Here is a 17596-nt window from a genome sequence, read left to right on the forward strand (position 1 = left end):
ACAGTATCAAGGGAGAAACACTATGTACTTGACGCCTCAGCACGTATTGCTTGCCGGAGCCACCGGGCTGACCGGTGAACATCTGCTTGATCGCCTGCTTAACGAGCCAACGATTACCCGGGTATTGGCCCCCTCACGCAGGCCTCTGGCCAAGCACCCGCACCTTGAAAACCCGGTCGGCGACCCGGCGGAGTTTCTGCCACAGTTGAACGGCCGCGTCGACATCGCCTACTGCTGCCTGGGCACCACCATCAAACAGGCAGGCTCGGAACAGGCGTTCCGCGCGGTGGACCTGGACATGGTCGTGGCCTTTGCCAAACGCGCACGGGAGATGGGCGCACGGCACCTGATCGTGATCAGTGCTCTGGGAGCCGATCGCAGATCCTCGATTTTCTACAACCGGGTCAAAGGCGAGATGGAGTACGCATTGCGCGCGCAGGACTGGCCGCAGCTGACTATTTGCCGCCCTTCGCTGTTGCTGGGTGATCGCACTGAACCGCGACTGGGCGAGAAGTTCGCCGGTCCGCTGTCTCGGCTGATCCCTGGCAAATACCATGGTATTGAAGCCTGCCAACTGGCCCGCGCGATGTGGCGCCTGGCGCTGGAAGAGCAGGATGGCGTGCGGATTGTCGAGTCGGATGAGCTGCGCAAACTCGGCAAGTAAACCGCGGACCTGTGGCGAGGGAGCTTGCTCCCTCGCCACAAGAGCCGCGCGATACCTACAATCCGCCCGTCGCCTGAAAACTCACCCCTATCACCGTCAGCAATGACAGCGGCAACAGCAGCGTGTCGAGCAACGCACTCGCCGGCAGGTCGACACCGGGATAGCTTGGCGCTTCGGCGCCGAAACGGTCCTTGGCGCAGCACCCACCATTCATAGCGTACAAATCCAGGCGAGTCCCCGAGTAAACCACCGGCGCCCCCGGCTTGGCCGCATCGAGGGTCCGCGCCGTGGCACACCCGGCCAATTGCAGCGCCAGCACTATCACCAGCAGCTTATTCATCGCTGGTCAGATGATGCTCGCCCCAGCGCGGCAACATGTCCTGAGGAATATTCAGCAGGTTGAGAATCCGTGCCACGACGAAATCGATCAGGTCGTCGATGGTTTGAGGCTGATGGTAGAAGCCCGGAGATGCCGGCAGGATTGTCACGCCCATGTTCGACAACTTGAGCATGTTCTCCAGGTGAATGCTCGAATACGGCGCTTCACGGGGCACCAGGATCAACTGCCGACGCTCTTTGAGCGTCACGTCGGCGGCCCGTTCGATCAGGTTGTTGCAGGCGCCGGTAGCGATGGCCGACAACGTGCCCGTGGAGCACGGCACCACCACCATCGCCGCTGGCGCGCCGGAACCCGAAGCCACCGGAGACATCCAGTCTTCCCTGCCGTACACCCGAATCTGCCCGGCGGCAGCCCCCGTGTATTCGGTAAGGAACGCCTGCATCATCTGCGGCTTGGTCGGCAGCGTGACGTCGGTTTCGGTGGCCATCACCAACTGTGCGGCCTTGGAAATCAGGAAGTGCACCTCACGATCTTCCCGCACCAGGCAGTCGAGCAGGCGCAAACCGTACTGGGCGCCTGAAGCGCCGGTCATTGCCAGGGTGATGCGGTCCGGGCCGTTGTTCATTTGAGCGCCTCGGCCAGTTTGCCGTGCAGGCCGCCGAAGCCGCCGTTGCTCATGATAACCACGTGGGTGCCGGGTTGGGCCTGGCTCTTCACGCGCTCGATGATGCCCTCAAGGGAATCACTGACAATCGACGGCACGGTGCACAGCGCCGCAGTACCCGCCAGGTCCCAGCCGAGGTTGGCCGGCGCGTACCAGATCACCTGATCGGCATCGACCACGCTTTCCGGCAATCCGTCACGGTGCGCGCCAAGTTTCATGGAGTTGGAACGCGGCTCGATGATCGCGATCAACGGTGCATCGCCGATGCGTTTGCGCAGGCCATCCAGCGTGGTGGCGATGGCAGTCGGGTGGTGAGCGAAGTCGTCATAAATGGTGATGCCACCCACTTCCGCGACTTTTTCCATCCGGCGCTTCACGCTTTTGAAGGCGCTCAACGCGGCAATGCCCATGGACGGCACCACACCGACGTGGCGTGCAGCAGCCAGGGTCGCCAGGCCATTGGCGACGTTGTGCTGGCCCGTCATGTCCCACTCGACCACACCCTGGGCGACGCCTTCGAACATCACTTCGAACTTCGAGCCATCTTCACTGAGCAGCTTGACCTGCCACTGACCGCCGGCACCGGTGGTTTGCACCGGGGTCCAGCAACCCATCTCGATCACGCGTTGCAAGGCCGGCTCAGTGGTCGGATGAATCACCAGGCCTTCGCTCGGGATAGTCCGCACCAAGTGATGGAACTGCCGCTCGATGGCCGGCAGGTCCGGGAAGATGTCCGCGTGATCGAACTCGAGGTTGTTCAGGATTGCCGTGCGCGGGCGGTAGTGCACGAACTTGGAGCGTTTGTCGAAGAACGCGCTGTCGTACTCGTCGGCTTCGATGACGAAGAACGGCGTATCGCCCAGGCGCGCCGACACCGAGAAGTTTTGCGGCACGCCGCCAATCAGGAAACCCGGGGCCATGCCCGCGTGTTCCAGCACCCAGGCCAGCATGCTGCTGGTGGTGGTCTTGCCGTGCGTACCGGCAACCGCCAGTACCCAGCGACCTTGCAGCACATGATCGGCCAGCCATTGCGGGCCGGAGACGTAGGGCAGGCCTTTGTTCAGCACGTACTCCACAGCCGGGTTGCCCCGGGACATGGCGTTGCCGATCACTACCAGATCAGGGGCCGGATCGAGTTGCGCCGGGTCGTAGCCTTGGGTCAATTCAATGCCCTGGGCTTGCAGCTGAGTGCTCATCGGCGGATAGACGTTGGCATCGGAGCCCGTCACGTGATGGCCCAGCTCCTTGGCCAGAACCGCCATTGACCCCATGAAAGTGCCGCAGATACCAAGAATATGAATGTGCATTAGTCGACCTCGTAAACATGGCCGCAGGTTAGCTTAGGGTAGGAAAAATCGCACCTTGTGTTTCAGATTTGAGGACGCCTTCGCGAGCAGGCTCCCTCCCACAAGGCCTGCGCAGCCCCTGTGGGAGCGAGCCTGCTCGCGAAGGCCGTGATGCGGTCTACCGGGCGATACCGTGTTTACGCAGCTTCCGATATAGGGTATTGCGACTGACCCCCAACTGCTCCGCCGTATGCGTCATATGCCAGCGCGTCTGCTCCAGCGCCGTGAGTAACGCCAGTCGCTCGGCATCTTCCAACGGATGCTCCGATGGCTCCTCGATAGCCTGCGCCACCGCCGGCCTGGCCGAACGAATCATCGCCGGCAAATCCTCCAGGCCGATCCGCCCGTTCTCACACAGTGCTGCCAGCGTACGCAGCACATTTCGCAACTGCCGCACGTTTCCCGGCCAGGCGAACCCCAACAAGGCCTCCCGCGCCGGCCCGTCGATCAACACGGTTTCTCCGCCCGCCTCCTCGGCCAGCAGAAAGTCGAGCAACCGGGATTTGTCGCTACGATCACGCAAGGCCGGCAACGCGACTTCCAGCCCGTTGAGACGGTAATACAAATCCTCACGGAAGCTGCCGTCCTGCACACGATCCAGCAAGTTACGGTGAGTGGCACTGATGATCCGCACATTCACCGATTCCGGTTCGCCGCCGATCGGCACCACTTGCCGGTCTTCGAGCACCCTCAGCAAGCGCGTCTGCAAGGCCAGTGGCATGTCACCGATTTCATCGAGGAACAAGGTCCCGCCATCGGCCTGTTGCAACTTGCCACGCATGCCCTCCTTGCGCGCGCCGGTAAAGCTGCCGCCGCGATATCCGAACAGTTCGCTTTCAATCAGGCTTTCGGGAATGGCGGCGCAATTGAGGGCGACAAAGGCTTTCTCCGCCCGCTGGCTGGCGTGGTGCACCGCTTTGGCAAAGGCCTCCTTGCCGGACCCGGTTTCGCCGTTGATCAGCAGCGGCACGTCGCGCTCGTAGACGCGCAAGGCTTTGCGGAAGTCCGCCTGCAACGTCGCGTCATCCAGGCAAATGCCCGACAGGCGCGGCGCTTGTACAACCTTGGCCGCTGGCACCATCGGAATCGGCAGCGGTCGCCGTGCCTCACCGCGCAACACTGCAAACAGCTTGCGACCATCACGGGTACGCAACGGCCAACTGGTGGCGGCATTGGTGCTCGCACGACCGAGCAACTCATCGAGCGAACAATCGAAAAACGCCTCCACCGGCTTACCCAGCAAGCCGCCGCGAATATGTCCCAGCAGGTTCAGCGCACTCTGGTTGACCGCACAAATGCGCCCTTCCCCGTCGAATGCCAGCAACCCTTCGCTGAACAAACCGACGGACTCGGCCTGCAAGTGAAAACGCAACAACCATTGATTGTCGAAACAGCGCAGGAAGTAGCAGCTCTCGATCATCTTCGCCGATAGATTGACCAGTGCCATGGTGTGGAACTGGCTTTGCCGCGACACATCGCGCCGCGCCGACGACACGTCAAGTACAGCCAGCAGTTCGCCATGGGGATCGAAGACCGGGCTCGCCGAGCAGGTCAGGCCGGTATGGCGGCCACGAAAGTGTTCATCCTGATGGATGGTCAGTGACTGACGCTCCACCAGGCAGGTGCCGATGCCATTGGTGCCTTCGCAGGCCTCGCTCCAGTCGGCACCGAGCCAAAGGCCGGCGCGCTCGAAAATCTGCCGTTCGGCGGGCGCGGTGACGCAGTTGAGGATCACGCCGCGGGCGTCGGTCAGCAGCACTGCGTGGCCGGCGCCGGAGAGTTGTTGATGCAGGCTGGTCATTTCATTGCCGGCGATGTGCAGAACCTGCTGCAAGCGTTCGCGGCTTTCCAGGACACGGCCATGTTCCAGCACCGTCGGCGCGATGCTCAGGGCCGGATCGAGGTGATAGTCCTCAAGGCAGCGCAGCCAGGAACGGGCGATGGACGGATCGCTGCCAGGACCGTGCAGGTGGGTCTTTCCCTGAGTCACGGTCAATACTTGCTGGGCATGGCGACTCAAATGGTTGTCGTGCATTTCTTATTATTCTCCCCGGGGCTCGGCGTCCCGTGCATGAGGTGATGCCGAGCATCCTCCAGCCCGGCCCGCATTGCAATGCCTGCAAGACCGGTTGGTCACAGGCTGTGCCACAAAGGGTACAAAGTGTCACCCAGGCTGTACCGAAAGCGTCACAGGCGTTACCCACCCGTCTGACAAAAACTTCGCAAGGCCTTGATTTACCTGACATGCAAGGCACTGGCCCGGCCCTTGCTCTACGCTTAAAGCAAGCGCACATGCGCGACTCCCTATAAGCACAAAAGCAAGGAGAGACCACCATGCGTTACGCTCACCCCGGTACTGAAGGCGCTATCGTTTCGTTCAAAGCCAAATACGGTAACTACATCGGCGGCGAGTTCGTCGCGCCTGTCAAAGGTCAGTACTTCACCAATACCTCGCCAGTGAATGGCCAACCGATTGCCGAATTCCCCCGTTCCACGGCCGAAGACATCGACAAGGCCCTGGACGCTGCCCACGCCGCTGCCGACGCGTGGGGTGCCACCTCCGCCCAGGCGCGTTCGCTGGTGCTGCTGAAAATCGCCGACCGCATCGAACAGAATCTGGAACTGCTGGCGATCACCGAGTCCTGGGACAACGGCAAGGCCGTGCGTGAAACCCTCAACGCCGACATCCCGCTGGCCGCCGACCACTTCCGCTACTTCGCCGGTTGCATTCGCGCTCAGGAAGGCAGCGCTGCCGAAATCGACGGCAACACCGTGGCCTATCACATCCATGAACCGCTGGGCGTGGTCGGGCAGATCATTCCGTGGAACTTCCCGATCCTGATGGCCGCCTGGAAACTCGCCCCGGCGCTGGCTGCCGGCAACTGCGTGGTACTCAAACCCGCCGAGCAAACCCCGCTGGGCATCACCGTGCTGGTCGAACTGATCGGCGACCTGCTGCCACCGGGTGTGCTGAACATCGTCCAGGGTTTCGGTCGCGAAGCCGGCGAAGCGCTGGCTACCAGCAAGCGCATCGCCAAGATTGCCTTCACCGGCTCGACCCCGGTCGGCTCGCACATCATGAAATGCGCGGCGGAAAACATCATTCCGTCCACCGTGGAGCTGGGGGGCAAGTCGCCAAACATCTTCTTCGAAGACATCATGAAAGCCGAACCGAGCTTCATCGAGAAAGCTGCCGAAGGCCTGGTGCTGGCGTTCTTCAACCAGGGCGAAGTCTGCACCTGCCCATCCCGCGCTCTGGTGCAAGAATCGATCTACGACGAGTTCATGGCCGTCGTGATGAAGAAAGTCCTGCAAATCAAACGTGGCGACCCGCTGGACACCGATACCATGGTCGGCGCCCAGGCGTCCGAGCAGCAATTCGACAAAATCCTTTCGTACCTGGAAATCGCCAAGGGCGAAGGCGCCGAGTTGCTGACCGGCGGCAAGGTGGAAAAACTCGAGGGCAGCCTGGCAAGCGGGTATTACATCCAGCCGACCCTGCTCAAGGGCACCAACAAAATGCGCGTGTTCCAGGAAGAAATCTTCGGCCCGGTGGTGAGCATCACCACCTTCAAGGACGAAGCCGAAGCCCTGGCCATCGCCAACGACACCGAGTTCGGCCTGGGCGCCGGCCTCTGGACCCGCGACATCAACCGCGCCTACCGCATGGGCCGCGCCATCAAGGCCGGTCGTGTGTGGACCAACTGCTACCACCTGTACCCGGCGCACGCCGCGTTCGGTGGCTACAAGAAGTCCGGCGTCGGCCGTGAAACCCACAAAATGATGCTCGACCACTATCAGCAGACCAAAAACCTGCTGGTGAGCTACGACATCAATCCGCTGGGCTTCTTCTAAAAACCGGGGGCGGCACAGGTAAATCTGTGTCGCCCTTCAAACAGCCATCGCGAGCAGGCTCGCTCCCACAGGTTTTTGTGGTGAATCCACCTTTTGAGACCTGACACAGAACCCTGTGGGAGCGAGCTTGCTCGCGAAGGCGTCTGAAATGACACAACACAAAAGGCTGGCCGCTCTGGCACGGGCCTTGCGTACCCGTCATTCAGGAATTGCACTCAACCCGTCGTACCCGAAAGTCCAAAAGATCGAACAATAAAAATTAGAGAGGACTTATGACTACTTCTTCCACACAGCTCAAACCCACACTCGGCACCCTGCATTTATGGGGCATTGCCGTCGGCCTGGTGATTTCCGGCGAGTACTTTGGCTGGAGTTACGGCTGGGGCACCGCAGGCACACTGGGGTTTCTCGTCACTGCGTTGATGGTGGCGACGATGTACACCTGCTTCATCTTCAGTTTCACCGAATTGACGACGGCGATTCCCCACGCTGGCGGGCCGTTTGCCTACAGCCGCCGGGCCTTTGGTGAAAAAGGCGGGTTGATCGCCGGCATCGCCACCCTGATCGAATTCGTCTTTGCACCACCGGCCATCGCCATGGCCATTGGCGCCTACCTCAACGTGCAATACCCGGAACTTGACCCGAAAATCGCCGCCGTTGGCGCCTATTTCGTGTTCATGGGCCTGAACATCCTCGGCGTCAGCATCGCGGCCACCTTCGAGTTGGTGGTCACCGTGCTGGCAGTCGCCGAATTGCTGGTGTTCATGGGCGTGGTCGCCCCGGGCTTCAGCTTCAGTAACTTCGTACTCAATGGCTGGTCGGGTTCGAACGAGTTCACGATGGGCTCGATTCCCGGTATTTTCGCCGCCATTCCCTTCGCGATCTGGTTCTTTCTTGCCATCGAAGGCGCGGCCATGGCTGCCGAAGAAGCCAAGGACCCGAAACGCACCATCCCCAAGGCCTACGTCAGTGGCATTCTGACCCTGGTGTTCCTGGCCATCGGCGTGATGGTGATGGCCGGCGGCGTCGGCGACTGGCGTCAACTGTCGAACATCAACGATCCACTGCCCCAGGCGATGAAAGCCGTGGTCGGCAATAATTCGAGCTGGATGCACATGCTGGTATGGATCGGTCTGTTCGGTCTGGTGGCAAGTTTCCACGGGATCATTCTTGGCTATTCACGGCAGTTCTTTGCACTGGCTCGCGCCGGTTACCTGCCCAAAGGGCTGGCCAAACTCTCGCGCTTCCAGACCCCACATCGGGCGATTCTGGCCGGTGGCGTGATCGGCATCGCCGCGATCTACAGCGACGGTCTGGTCAACCTGCAAGGCATGACCCTGACGGCGGCGATGATCACCATGTCGGTATTCGGTGCCATCGTGATGTACATCATCAGTATGCTGAGCCTGTTCAAGCTGCGTAAAACCGAACCGAACCTGGAGCGCACCTTCCGCGCGCCGGGGTATCCGATCGTGCCGGGGATCGCGCTGTTCCTGGCGGTGGTGTGCCTGGTGGCGATGGCCTGGTTCAACACCGTGATCGGCCTGGTTTTCCTCGGCTTCATGGTTGCCGGTTACCTGTACTTCCAGCTAACCGCCAAGCAACGTTCCGAGGCACCGGCAGACGCTATGCTCGAAGGTATATGAATGCACCGGCGCCGGGCCCCGAGCCTGGCGCCTGCATTATTGAAGTGCATGCAATTGCCCACAGAAAAGCGGATCGCATTTTAAATTGATCAGGAGGCCCCGCCCCATGGCCGTATATGCCCATTCCGTCGGCGCCCAGACCTATCGCTTCGACAGCCTCAAGGATGTGATGGCCAAGGCCAGCCCGGCGCGCTCCGGGGATTTTCTAGCCGGCGTCGCGGCCCTCAATGACGGCGAGCGCGTCGCAGCCCAGATGACTTTGGCCGACATCCCGCTATCCCACTTCCTGCAAGAAGTGTTGATTCCCTATGAATCCGATGAAGTCACCCGACTGATCATCGACACCCACGACAAACAAGCTTTCGCAGTCGTCAGCCACCTCACCGTCGGCGGCTTTCGCGACTGGCTGCTCAGCGATGCCGCCGACGAGCAGGTCCTGCGCGCCCTCGTCCCCGGCCTGACTCCGGAAATGGCCGCCGCCGTGTCGAAGATCATGCGCGTACAGGATCTGGTGCTGGTGGCGCAAAAAATCCGCGTGGTCACGCAGTTTCGCGGCACCCTGGGCCTGCGCGGTCGACTGTCCACGCGCCTGCAACCGAATCACCCCACCGACGAACCGGCCGGCATCGCCGCGAGCATTCTCGACGGCCTGCTGCACGGCAATGGCGATGCCATGATCGGCATCAACCCGGCCACCGACAGCATCGCCTCGATCTGCACGATGCTGGAGATGCTCGACGCGATCATCCAGCGCTACGAAATCCCGACCCAGGCGTGCGTGCTGACCCATGTCACCACGTCGATCGAAGCGATCAATCGCGGCGTCCCGTTGGACCTGGTGTTCCAGTCGATCGCCGGCACCGAGGCGGCCAACGCCAGTTTCGGCATCAACCTCAATATATTGCAGGAAGGTTACGACGCAGGATTGAGCCTCAATCGCGGCACGCTGGGCCGGAACCTGATGTACTTCGAAACCGGCCAGGGCAGCGCCCTGTCGGCCAACGCCCATCACGGCGTCGATCAACAAACCTGCGAAACCCGGGCCTACGCCGTGGCGCGGCATTTCAAACCGTTCCTGGTCAACACCGTCGTCGGCTTTATTGGCCCGGAATACCTGTACAACGGCAAACAGATCATCCGCGCCGGCCTCGAAGACCACTTCTGCGGCAAGCTTTTGGGCGTGCCCATGGGCTGCGACATCTGCTACACCAACCACGCCGAAGCCGACCAGGATGACATGGACACCTTGCTGACCCTGCTGGGTGTCGCCGGGATCAACTTCATCATGGGCATCCCCGGCTCCGACGACATCATGCTCAACTACCAGACCACCTCGTTCCACGATGCGCTTTACGCCCGACAGACCCTGGGGTTGAAGCCCGCACCGGAATTCGAACAGTGGCTGGCGAAAATGGGCATCTTCACTCAAGCCGATGGCAGGGTTCTCTTCGGCGACAGCCTGCCGCCAGCCTTCCGGCAGGCCTTGGCGCAACTGGGATGAGCATTGACATGGACAAACTACCCTTCGATCCACACAACCCTTGGCTGGAGCTGCGACGCCTGACGCCGGCGCGAATCGCTCTGGGCCGCACCGGCACCAGCATTCCCACCCACGCGCAACTGGACTTCCAATATGCCCACGCTCAGGCGCGGGATGCGGTGCACTTGCCGTTTGACCATGCCTCCCTCAATGCGCAAATGGCCGAACGTGATCGCGAGTGCCTTTTGCTGCACAGTGCGGCGACAGATCGCAACACCTACCTGCAACGCCCCGATCTGGGGCGAAAACTCAGTGATGCCTCGGCGCAGACCCTTCGTGATTACGCGACGGCCCATCCGGGAGGCGTGGATCTGGTGATCGTGGTCGCCGACGGCCTGTCGGCACTGGCCGTTCATCGCCATACCCTGCCGTTTCTGACACGCTTCGAAGAGCAAATGGCCGGCGACAGCTGGACTGTTGCGCCAGTCATACTCGTGGAACAGGGCCGGGTGGCCGTCGCCGATGAGATCGGTGAGTTGCTTGGCGCAAAAATGACCGTGATCCTCATCGGTGAACGCCCTGGCCTCAGCTCTCCGGACAGCCTGGGTTTATATTTCACCTACAATCCCAAGGTCGGCCTTACCGATGCCTACCGTAATTGCATCTCCAATGTCCGGCTCGAAGGCCTGAGCTACGGCATGGCGGCACACCGTTTGCTGTATTTGATGCGCGAAGCCTGCCGGCGGCAGTTGTCAGGGGTGAATCTGAAGGACGAAGCGCAGGTTCAGACACTGGAGTCGGACACGGGAGGCGACATGAAAGGAAATTTCCTGCTCGGCCCGCCAAATGCCTGAACCGCTTGCGCATTGCACATTCGTACCAGTTTCAGGCAGGATCGTGGCGCGGCCGCCAAGGGTTTCCCATCGCCGTCAGAGACGTAAGACAGCCACTTGAAGACGAGACCTACCATGCGGATTATTCAAGCGACCCTCGAACACCTGGACCTGCTGACCCCGTTGTTCGTCAAATATCGCGAGTTTTATGGTTCCCTGCCGTATCCGGACTCGTCCCGGGCGTTCCTCGAAAAACGCCTGCGTCGCAAGGAGTCGGTGATCTACCTGGCGCTGTCCGATGACGACAGCAACAAACTGATGGGCTTCTGCCAGCTGTACCCGAGCTTCTCCTCGCTTTCGCTCAAACGTGTGTGGATCCTCAACGACATTTATGTCGCCGAAGACGCCCGTCGCCAGTTGGTGGCCGACAACCTGATCCGCACCGCAAAAAAAATGGCCAAGGAAACCAATGCCGTGCGCATGCGTGTTTCGACCAGCAGCAACAACGAAGTCGCGCAGAAAACCTACGAGTCCATCGGATTCAAGGAAGACACCGAATTCAAGAACTATGTGCTGCCGATCAGCGACGAACTCTGAATCACCTGCACCCTGCTCGCGATGACATCGACCGGATTGCACTGCCCCAATGAGGCGACGGCATCGCGAGCAGGCTCGCTCCCACCTGTTCGTTATCAAACATCAGCCCTGTGATGACATTCCCCGCTACAATCTCGACGCGATTTTCACCACTCGCCTCGTATAATCCCGATATTCCCGGCTTGTAAGAAAAACTACCTCTATCCGTAGTCTTACGCGAAGTCATCCGCACAGGCCCGCTGAGTCGGGCCATTACCACAGGTGCTATCCATGGATTTCAACCCGATCGACATTGTCCTGCATCTCGACGTCTACCTCGACATGCTTGTAACCAACTACGGGGCATGGATCTACGCCATCCTGTTCATGGTGATCTTCTGTGAAACCGGCCTTGTGGTCATGCCCTTCCTGCCGGGCGACTCCCTGCTGTTCATCGCCGGTGCCGTGGCGGCCGGTGGCGGCATGGACCCGGTACTGCTCGGCGGTCTGCTGATGCTGGCGGCGATTCTGGGCGACAGCACCAACTACATCATCGGACGAACGGCGGGTGAAAAACTGTTCAGCAATCCGAACTCGAAGATCTTCCGTCGTGATTACCTGCAACAAACCCACGATTTCTACGACAAACACGGCGGCAAAACCGTGACCCTGGCGCGCTTCCTGCCGATCATCCGTACCTTTGCACCGTTCGTCGCCGGGGTGGGGAAAATGCCTTATCCGCGTTTCTTCGCCTTCAGTGTCTTCGGCACTGTCCTGTGGGTCGGCGGGCTGGTGACGCTTGGTTACTTCTTCGGCAATGTGCCGTTCATCAAGAAGAACCTGTCGCTGCTGGTAGTCGGCATCATCCTGCTCTCGCTGGTGCCGATGATCATTGGCATGGTGCGCAACCGCCTTGCCGCGTCGAACTCCAAAGCCGAATCGCGCTGACACGATGTGGTCCCTGAGCGCCTGGCGTCGCCGGCGCACCCTGGCAAAACACCCGATTGCCGATGACATGTGGCAACGGGTGCGCCATCACCTGAGTTTTCTCGATGGCATCAGCGCCGCCGAAGACCAATGGCTGCGCGAAGCCTGCGTGCTGTTCCTCGAAGACAAGCACCTGAGCGCCCTGCCCGGTGTCGAACTGCATCAGGAACAACGCTTGCTGCTCGCCGCCCAGGCGCAACTGCCACTGCTGCACCTCGGCGACCTGAACTGGTATCAGGGCTTCCACGAAATCATCCTTTACCCCGATGACTTCCTCAGCCCTCAGCGCCATCGCGATGCCAGCGGCGTCGAGCACGAATGGGACGGTGAGCACAGCGGTGAAGCCTGGCAGCAAGGCCCCATCATCCTCGCCTGGCCCGGCGTAATGGCCAGTGGTGGCTGGGAAGGCTACAACCTGGTGATCCACGAACTGGCGCACAAGCTCGACATGCTCAACGGCGTCGCCAACGGCCTGCCGCCGTTGCATCCCGACATGCGCGTCAGCGACTGGGCCAGCGTCATGCAAGAGGCCTACGACGACCTCGACCGGCAACTGGAACGCAATCCCGATGCCGAAACCGCCATCGACCCCTATGCCGCCGAAAATCCTGCCGAGTTCTTCGCCGTCACCAGCGAATACTTCTTCAGCGCCCCGGATTTGCTGCACGAGGCTTATCCACAGGTGTACCAGCAGTTGAAGCTGTTCTATCGCCAGGACCCATTGGCGAGGTTGAAGCAACTTCAGGCGCATGACCCTGTCTATCAGGCACACCAGTAAGCGCCATACGACTTCTGGTCCATGGCGTCGACACAGGAATATGCCTATAATCGCCGCCACTTTTTGGTCAATCCGGCCAAGTGTTTTTGGTCAACTAACGGGGGCAACGCCCAATGAGCTACAGCAAGATTCCGGCTGGCAAAGACCTGCCGAACGACATCTACGTCGCGATCGAGATTCCGGCCAACCACGCGCCGATCAAATACGAAATCGACAAAGACAGCGATTGCCTGTTCGTTGACCGTTTCATGGCCACCCCAATGTTCTACCCGGCCAACTACGGTTACATCCCGAACACCCTGGCTGACGACGGTGATCCCCTCGACGTGCTGGTCGTAACCCCTTACCCGGTTGCTCCAGGTTCGGTAATCCGCGCCCGTCCGGTTGGCATCCTGAACATGACCGACGACGGCGGCGGCGATGCCAAAGTCATCGCAGTCCCACACGACAAGCTGTCCCAGCTGTACGTCGACGTGAAGGAATACACCGACCTGCCGGCGCTGCTGATCCAGCAGATCGAGCACTTCTTCGCGAACTACAAAGATCTCGAAAAAGGCAAATGGGTGAAGATCGAAGGCTGGGCCGGCGCAGACGCCGCCCGCGAAGCGATCACCAAGTCGGTTGCTGCCTACAAAGGCTAAGCCCGGCTGCAGGCTATTAGCTGCAAGCGGCAAGAAAAACCCCGGGAGATCCGGGGTTTTTTGTGGGCGCTTGATAAGCACGCTAAACACCCCGTTTAAACAAACCTTCCAATGGTTTTTACTTGTTTAAAGTTCCCCAAGAGCGTCTTACATCCGGTCGTAAAATTCCCGCGAAATTTGAACGAGGCGTTTATTCAAACCCTTGTTAGCCGCCAGTAGACTCGCGCTCATGAAAAAGAACACTAGCGGCCCACGCTTTAAAGCGCTGCTCGAAGCAGCGAACATCACAACCACCGGATTTGCCGAATTCCTGGATACGGCTCCGCAAAATGTACATAACTGGTACACCCGCGGTGTGCCCGCCCATTGCATGGAAGAAGTCGCCAGAAAACTCTCCGTCAGCAGCGACTGGCTGAAAACCGGCGAAGGCTCGAAAGATGCCCAGCACCTGCGCCTGCTCGACGAAACCGGCAACACCTTCGATGCCCAGACCATCCGCGGCGTCTACACGGTCATCGAGCCTGTCGACGTCGAACTGCCATTCCTCAAGGAAGCTGTCACCGCCCCGGGCTCCAACAAAACCCACGTCATAGAAGACCCCGAGCAATCCATCCGCCTGCCCCGCAGCCACCTCGATTCCCTGGAAATCAACCACGCCGACGCCATCTGCGCCCTGATGAGCGGCAACAGCATGGGGGAAAAAATCGAAGACGGTTCGACCCTGGCGATTGACCGTGGCCTGACCCAGATTGTCGATGGCGAGATCTACGCCATCGAACATGACGGCATGCTGCGCATCAAGTACCTGCACCGACTGCCGGGCAACTCCCTGCGACTGCGCAGCCACAACCGCGCCGAATACCCCGATGAAATCTTCAGGGCTGCACAAATCGAAGAGCAGAACATCAGGGTGCTGGGCTGGGTGTTCTGGTGGTCGACCCTGAACAAACGACGGCCGACGGTGCCCTTTCTTTAAGCGCTCCAGAACGCCCATCGGCCGCCCACCCGGGTGGCCAAACGGCTCTGCCCGGCACTTCCCGCTGGGAATTTCCATCAAACCTGCGTATGCTGCGCCCCACATTTGCGCATCGACCCGCCCTGCGGCTCAGATGCACTGGCCTGACAGATGACTTTCTCACCAGGTCCCACAGCCGGACGCAAGATCCGGGTGTACGTTTTGAAGGCTGGCGCGGCTTACCAAAAATGATCCAAGCCAGTCCCCGAGAAGCCGGCCACAAGCCGGCTTTTTAATGCCTGAAAGAAAGTGAGCTGCCCCGTACTTGAATTTGTCGCAGCACTGCTGCGACAAACAAAAAACGAATAGTGTCAGCACTGCTGTCACTTCCCCCTCAGGGATAACTAAACCCCTTCACCAACGTCAATTCCCCCACCGCACGCATCGGCACCAGGAACGTCTCCATCTTCTCGCTCGGCGTGCCTTCCTCGGTAATCACCGTCACCTGGGCCGTGGTCAGCGCTTGCACCGCGTCTTCCTGCCCATCTTCATCACTGCTGTAGCCGCCGCCAAAGTAGTTCACGTAGACCAGATATTGCCCCTTGATCGGCGCGGGCATGGCGAAGATTTCCGGGCCGTAGCCGGTGGTGACGTCGACGTCGAGCGCGGCGCCGTTGGGGGCGACGCGGTCGCCGTACCAGATGTGGGCGCCGTCGGGGGTGATCAGGTGCAGGTCGAGGTCGGTGTTGTCGCTGTCCCACGCCAGCAATACGCGCAATTTGGCCGGGGTTGCACCGCCGCTGCTGTTGAGAAATTGCGTGCGCTGACGTTGCTGGCCATCGGGGCTGCGAACCTCGACGCTGTTGCTGCCGTTGGGGAATGAGAACGGGCGATCGAAGCGGCCGGCCGGGTCGATTTTCAGCGGCATGCTCACTCCGTTGACGATCAGCCGGCCGGGCTCTGTGGATTTGGCTGTGGCTTTGATCTGGCCGCTGATGCGAGCGGTGCTGGCCTGCCCTGCCGGGGTATTCACCGACGAGGCCGGGTAGTTGACGACCTGCCGGAAGTTTTCCCCTTCGCCCTCAGGCGCGCCGGTGCGCCAACCGCCTGCGGGGGTGTCAAGTTTGACGCTGTCAGCCGCCATCACCGATGGCAACGCCACCAGCGAGTAGAGAAACAGCAAGACCTGTGGATAACGGAGCTTCATGGACTATTCCAGCAAGAGGTGGCGGGCGAGCCCTTCGATGTAGGTTTCATCCTGGCCATTGGGGTGTGCTTCGAAGGCCAGGTGCAGGTATTCGTGGGTCAGGTCGAGGCGGTCTTGCAGTGTCTGCGCGCCACGCACGTAGATGCGCTGACGTTCGCGGTCGACATAGGGGCGACCGAAGGCCAGGCGGCAGACGGCGAAGGTGCTGACTTCGTTGTAGCCGGTTTCGCTTTCGAGTTTCTGGCGCCAGCCGCGCCGTTGTTTCTGCAGCCATTCTTGTGCGGCGGGCAACGCTTCGCAGGACGCGACCGGGTTGTCCCAGCGACTGAGACTGGCACGTGGGTAGGCGTGCAGCAGGATGGCGTCGTAGCGCTGCCCGGCACGGGCCTGCTCGACGGCTTGCTGCCAGGACAACTTGTCCGGGCCGGGTTGATCGGAATGGTAGGTGACGGTGCTGCCGGCGAGCACCAGGTCGCTGGTCCAGGCGGCAATGTCGCGAGACTCGGACGACGCCGGACGCGGTGCGACCCGCTGACGGCTGCTGCTGTCGTCGATGCTCAGGCAGTGACCGCTGCGCGTGGCGTTTTGCAGCAGGTAGGTACGGATGGCCACGGCCAGGGCCTTGGCGGCCTCGACCGGTTCGGCACTGGCTTCGCGCTGGAGAACACGGGCCACGTACTCTTCGCGATCCAGACGAGCCACAAGCTTGTCGTTCAGTAGAAACAGTTCGCCGTCGCTGTGAATATCCAGCGCATTGCCGTTGGCGAATTCGACGCGGTAGTTACCCTGCAATGCCCCGGACGTCACCGCCGCATCCCCTGACAGCACGCGCCGAAGTGGATAGCGGGAGAACAGGTCGACCTCTACGCACTGCCCTGCATCCGCAGGCCATGCAACAGGAATCACCGTAGACAATGCTTGCGCGTAATCTCGAAGAACCCGCTGACTGGTGCCGCGCCCGCCGGCCCAGACCGGTGTACCGTCCGCCGTCCAACCGGCAAACCCGCCCTGACGCGATGTTGCATCCTGATCCGCCAGCCAGCTCCAGGTCTTCACCCGCAGGCGGCTGCCGAGTTCGCCGACGACATGGCCATCGGCGGCATTGAGCACCACATCGAGCAACACACGTCGGGCTTGATCCTGCGCTGGCAGCACGGTCAACACCTTCAACAGTTCGGCCACCGAAACCCGGGTAGCCGGTTGCAACGAAGGCAAATCCAGCAACCATTGCGGCGCCTGCCGCGCCTGCCAATAGGTTCGCCAGTCGGCATTGCTGATGCCCAACCGCGCGGGTTCGAAATACAGACCGCATGACTTCACCAACGCCTGATCACGCTCGATCCTGCCGCCCGCCGTGCAGCAATACACCTCCTCTTTCGACTGCCCGCGACATTCATAAGCCGGCTCGTGCGCGCCGGTGTCCACCAGCCAGGCGTAGACGAACAACTTCCACACACTGCCCAACGGCGTCTGCAAGGTTGGCGGCAACGGCTCGCGAGTGATCACCTGCGTTCGGCTGAGCGACAACAAATCGCCCTTGAAGGCCAGGCGCAAAGGTTCGTCCTGCGCCGTTGCCAGCACAGGGATCAGACATAGCAACCAACCTATCAGCAGCCTGTGCACG

At 60.8% G+C, this 17596-nt stretch carries 16 protein-coding genes; 10 read left to right on the forward strand and 6 right to left on the reverse strand.

The features are described 5' to 3' along the window. Positions 1–22 precede the first annotated feature (22 nt). Positions 23–664: an oxidoreductase gene (locus tag AABM52_RS27145; protein ID WP_008022905.1), complete on the forward strand. Its 642-nt coding sequence runs from the start codon at positions 23–25 to the stop codon at positions 662–664. Positions 665–719: 55 nt separating this feature from the next. Here AABM52_RS27145 and AABM52_RS27150 read toward each other — a convergent pair whose 3' ends face one another. From AABM52_RS27150 to AABM52_RS27165, 4 genes are all read right to left on the reverse strand, one after another. Further along, positions 720–1004 (reverse strand): YceK/YidQ family lipoprotein, encoded by a 285-nt coding sequence (locus AABM52_RS27150; RefSeq protein WP_347909347.1) that lies wholly within the window; start codon positions 1002–1004, stop codon positions 720–722. Beyond that, positions 997–1629, reverse strand: coding sequence for a flavin prenyltransferase UbiX (gene ubiX / locus AABM52_RS27155; protein WP_347909348.1), 633 nt, complete (start codon positions 1627–1629; stop codon positions 997–999). The genes AABM52_RS27150 and ubiX overlap by 8 nt, the downstream gene beginning before the upstream one ends. After that, positions 1626–2975 (reverse strand): UDP-N-acetylmuramate:L-alanyl-gamma-D-glutamyl-meso-diaminopimelate ligase, encoded by a 1350-nt coding sequence (gene mpl / locus AABM52_RS27160; protein ID WP_347909349.1) that lies wholly within the window; start codon positions 2973–2975, stop codon positions 1626–1628. The genes ubiX and mpl overlap by 4 nt, the downstream gene beginning before the upstream one ends. A 157-nt stretch (positions 2976–3132) precedes the next feature. Further along, positions 3133–5049, reverse strand: coding sequence for a sigma-54-dependent Fis family transcriptional regulator (locus tag AABM52_RS27165; RefSeq protein ID WP_347909350.1), 1917 nt, complete (start codon positions 5047–5049; stop codon positions 3133–3135). Between the two features lie 299 nt (positions 5050–5348). On the opposite strand from AABM52_RS27165, the gene AABM52_RS27170 reads away from it, so the two are divergent. The 9 genes from AABM52_RS27170 (at position 5349) to AABM52_RS27210 (ending at position 14786) form a co-directional block, all read left to right on the forward strand. Beyond that, entirely contained in the window at positions 5349–6869 is a 1521-nt protein-coding gene (locus tag AABM52_RS27170; protein WP_347909351.1) for an aldehyde dehydrogenase family protein, read from the forward strand. Between the two features lie 272 nt (positions 6870–7141). Beyond that, entirely contained in the window at positions 7142–8515 is a 1374-nt protein-coding gene (gene eat / locus AABM52_RS27175) for an ethanolamine permease (RefSeq protein ID WP_347909352.1), read from the forward strand. 106 nt (positions 8516–8621) lie between these two features. After that, the gene (locus AABM52_RS27180) at positions 8622–10016 is read left to right on the forward strand and encodes an ethanolamine ammonia-lyase subunit EutB (protein WP_347909353.1); all 1395 of its coding nucleotides are present in this window, start codon (positions 8622–8624) and stop codon (positions 10014–10016) included. An 8-nt stretch (positions 10017–10024) separates the two neighbouring features. Beyond that, entirely contained in the window at positions 10025–10849 is an 825-nt protein-coding gene (gene eutC / locus AABM52_RS27185) for an ethanolamine ammonia-lyase subunit EutC (protein ID WP_347909354.1), read from the forward strand. Between the two features lie 114 nt (positions 10850–10963). After that, positions 10964–11425, forward strand: coding sequence for an N-acetyltransferase (locus AABM52_RS27190; protein ID WP_007990572.1), 462 nt, complete (start codon positions 10964–10966; stop codon positions 11423–11425). A 270-nt stretch (positions 11426–11695) separates the two neighbouring features. Next, positions 11696–12352 carry a DedA family protein gene (locus AABM52_RS27195; RefSeq protein WP_347909355.1) on the forward strand — a complete coding sequence of 219 codons (657 nt, stop codon included), beginning with the start codon at positions 11696–11698 and terminating at the stop codon, positions 12350–12352. Positions 12353–12356: 4 nt separating this feature from the next. Further along, a complete protein-coding gene (locus AABM52_RS27200) occupies positions 12357–13169 on the forward strand; it encodes a zinc-dependent peptidase (protein WP_046041660.1) in 813 nt (270 codons plus the stop codon). Between the two features lie 113 nt (positions 13170–13282). After that, positions 13283–13810 carry an inorganic diphosphatase gene (ppa, locus tag AABM52_RS27205; protein WP_007990564.1) on the forward strand — a complete coding sequence of 176 codons (528 nt, stop codon included), beginning with the start codon at positions 13283–13285 and terminating at the stop codon, positions 13808–13810. Between the two features lie 229 nt (positions 13811–14039). Continuing rightward, positions 14040–14786: a S24 family peptidase gene (locus tag AABM52_RS27210; RefSeq protein WP_347909356.1), complete on the forward strand. Its 747-nt coding sequence runs from the start codon at positions 14040–14042 to the stop codon at positions 14784–14786. A 373-nt stretch (positions 14787–15159) separates the two neighbouring features. On the opposite strand, the gene AABM52_RS27215 is transcribed toward AABM52_RS27210, so the two are convergent. Together AABM52_RS27215 and AABM52_RS27220 are read right to left on the reverse strand one after the other, a co-directional pair. After that, a complete protein-coding gene (locus tag AABM52_RS27215) occupies positions 15160–15972 on the reverse strand; it encodes a DUF2135 domain-containing protein (RefSeq protein WP_347909357.1) in 813 nt (270 codons plus the stop codon). Positions 15973–15975: 3 nt separating this feature from the next. Then, the gene (locus AABM52_RS27220; RefSeq protein ID WP_347909358.1) at positions 15976–17595 is read right to left on the reverse strand and encodes a DUF2300 domain-containing protein; all 1620 of its coding nucleotides are present in this window, start codon (positions 17593–17595) and stop codon (positions 15976–15978) included. Position 17596: the final 1 nt, after the last annotated feature.

Origin of the sequence: Pseudomonas grandcourensis, assembly GCF_039909015.1 — a bacterium.
Lineage (GTDB): Bacteria > Pseudomonadota > Gammaproteobacteria > Pseudomonadales > Pseudomonadaceae > Aquipseudomonas > Aquipseudomonas grandcourensis.

Excerpts from the sequence above, each read along its gene's own strand:
- AABM52_RS27145 (WP_008022905.1), top strand. The coding sequence starts at position 23 with ATGTACTTGACGCCTCAGCACGTATTGCTTGCCGGAGCCACCGGGCTG.
- AABM52_RS27150 (WP_347909347.1), bottom strand. The coding sequence starts at position 1,004 with ATGAATAAGCTGCTGGTGATAGTGCTGGCGCTGCAATTGGCCGGGTGT.
- ubiX (WP_347909348.1), bottom strand. The coding sequence starts at position 1,629 with ATGAACAACGGCCCGGACCGCATCACCCTGGCAATGACCGGCGCTTCA.
- mpl (WP_347909349.1), bottom strand. The coding sequence starts at position 2,975 with ATGCACATTCATATTCTTGGTATCTGCGGCACTTTCATGGGGTCAATG.
- AABM52_RS27165 (WP_347909350.1), bottom strand. The coding sequence starts at position 5,049 with ATGCACGACAACCATTTGAGTCGCCATGCCCAGCAAGTATTGACCGTG.
- AABM52_RS27170 (WP_347909351.1), top strand. The coding sequence starts at position 5,349 with ATGCGTTACGCTCACCCCGGTACTGAAGGCGCTATCGTTTCGTTCAAA.
- eat (WP_347909352.1), top strand. The coding sequence starts at position 7,142 with ATGACTACTTCTTCCACACAGCTCAAACCCACACTCGGCACCCTGCAT.
- AABM52_RS27180 (WP_347909353.1), top strand. The coding sequence starts at position 8,622 with ATGGCCGTATATGCCCATTCCGTCGGCGCCCAGACCTATCGCTTCGAC.
- eutC (WP_347909354.1), top strand. The coding sequence starts at position 10,025 with ATGGACAAACTACCCTTCGATCCACACAACCCTTGGCTGGAGCTGCGA.
- AABM52_RS27190 (WP_007990572.1), top strand. The coding sequence starts at position 10,964 with ATGCGGATTATTCAAGCGACCCTCGAACACCTGGACCTGCTGACCCCG.
- AABM52_RS27195 (WP_347909355.1), top strand. The coding sequence starts at position 11,696 with ATGGATTTCAACCCGATCGACATTGTCCTGCATCTCGACGTCTACCTC.
- AABM52_RS27200 (WP_046041660.1), top strand. The coding sequence starts at position 12,357 with ATGTGGTCCCTGAGCGCCTGGCGTCGCCGGCGCACCCTGGCAAAACAC.
- ppa (WP_007990564.1), top strand. The coding sequence starts at position 13,283 with ATGAGCTACAGCAAGATTCCGGCTGGCAAAGACCTGCCGAACGACATC.
- AABM52_RS27210 (WP_347909356.1), top strand. The coding sequence starts at position 14,040 with ATGAAAAAGAACACTAGCGGCCCACGCTTTAAAGCGCTGCTCGAAGCA.
- AABM52_RS27215 (WP_347909357.1), bottom strand. The coding sequence starts at position 15,972 with ATGAAGCTCCGTTATCCACAGGTCTTGCTGTTTCTCTACTCGCTGGTG.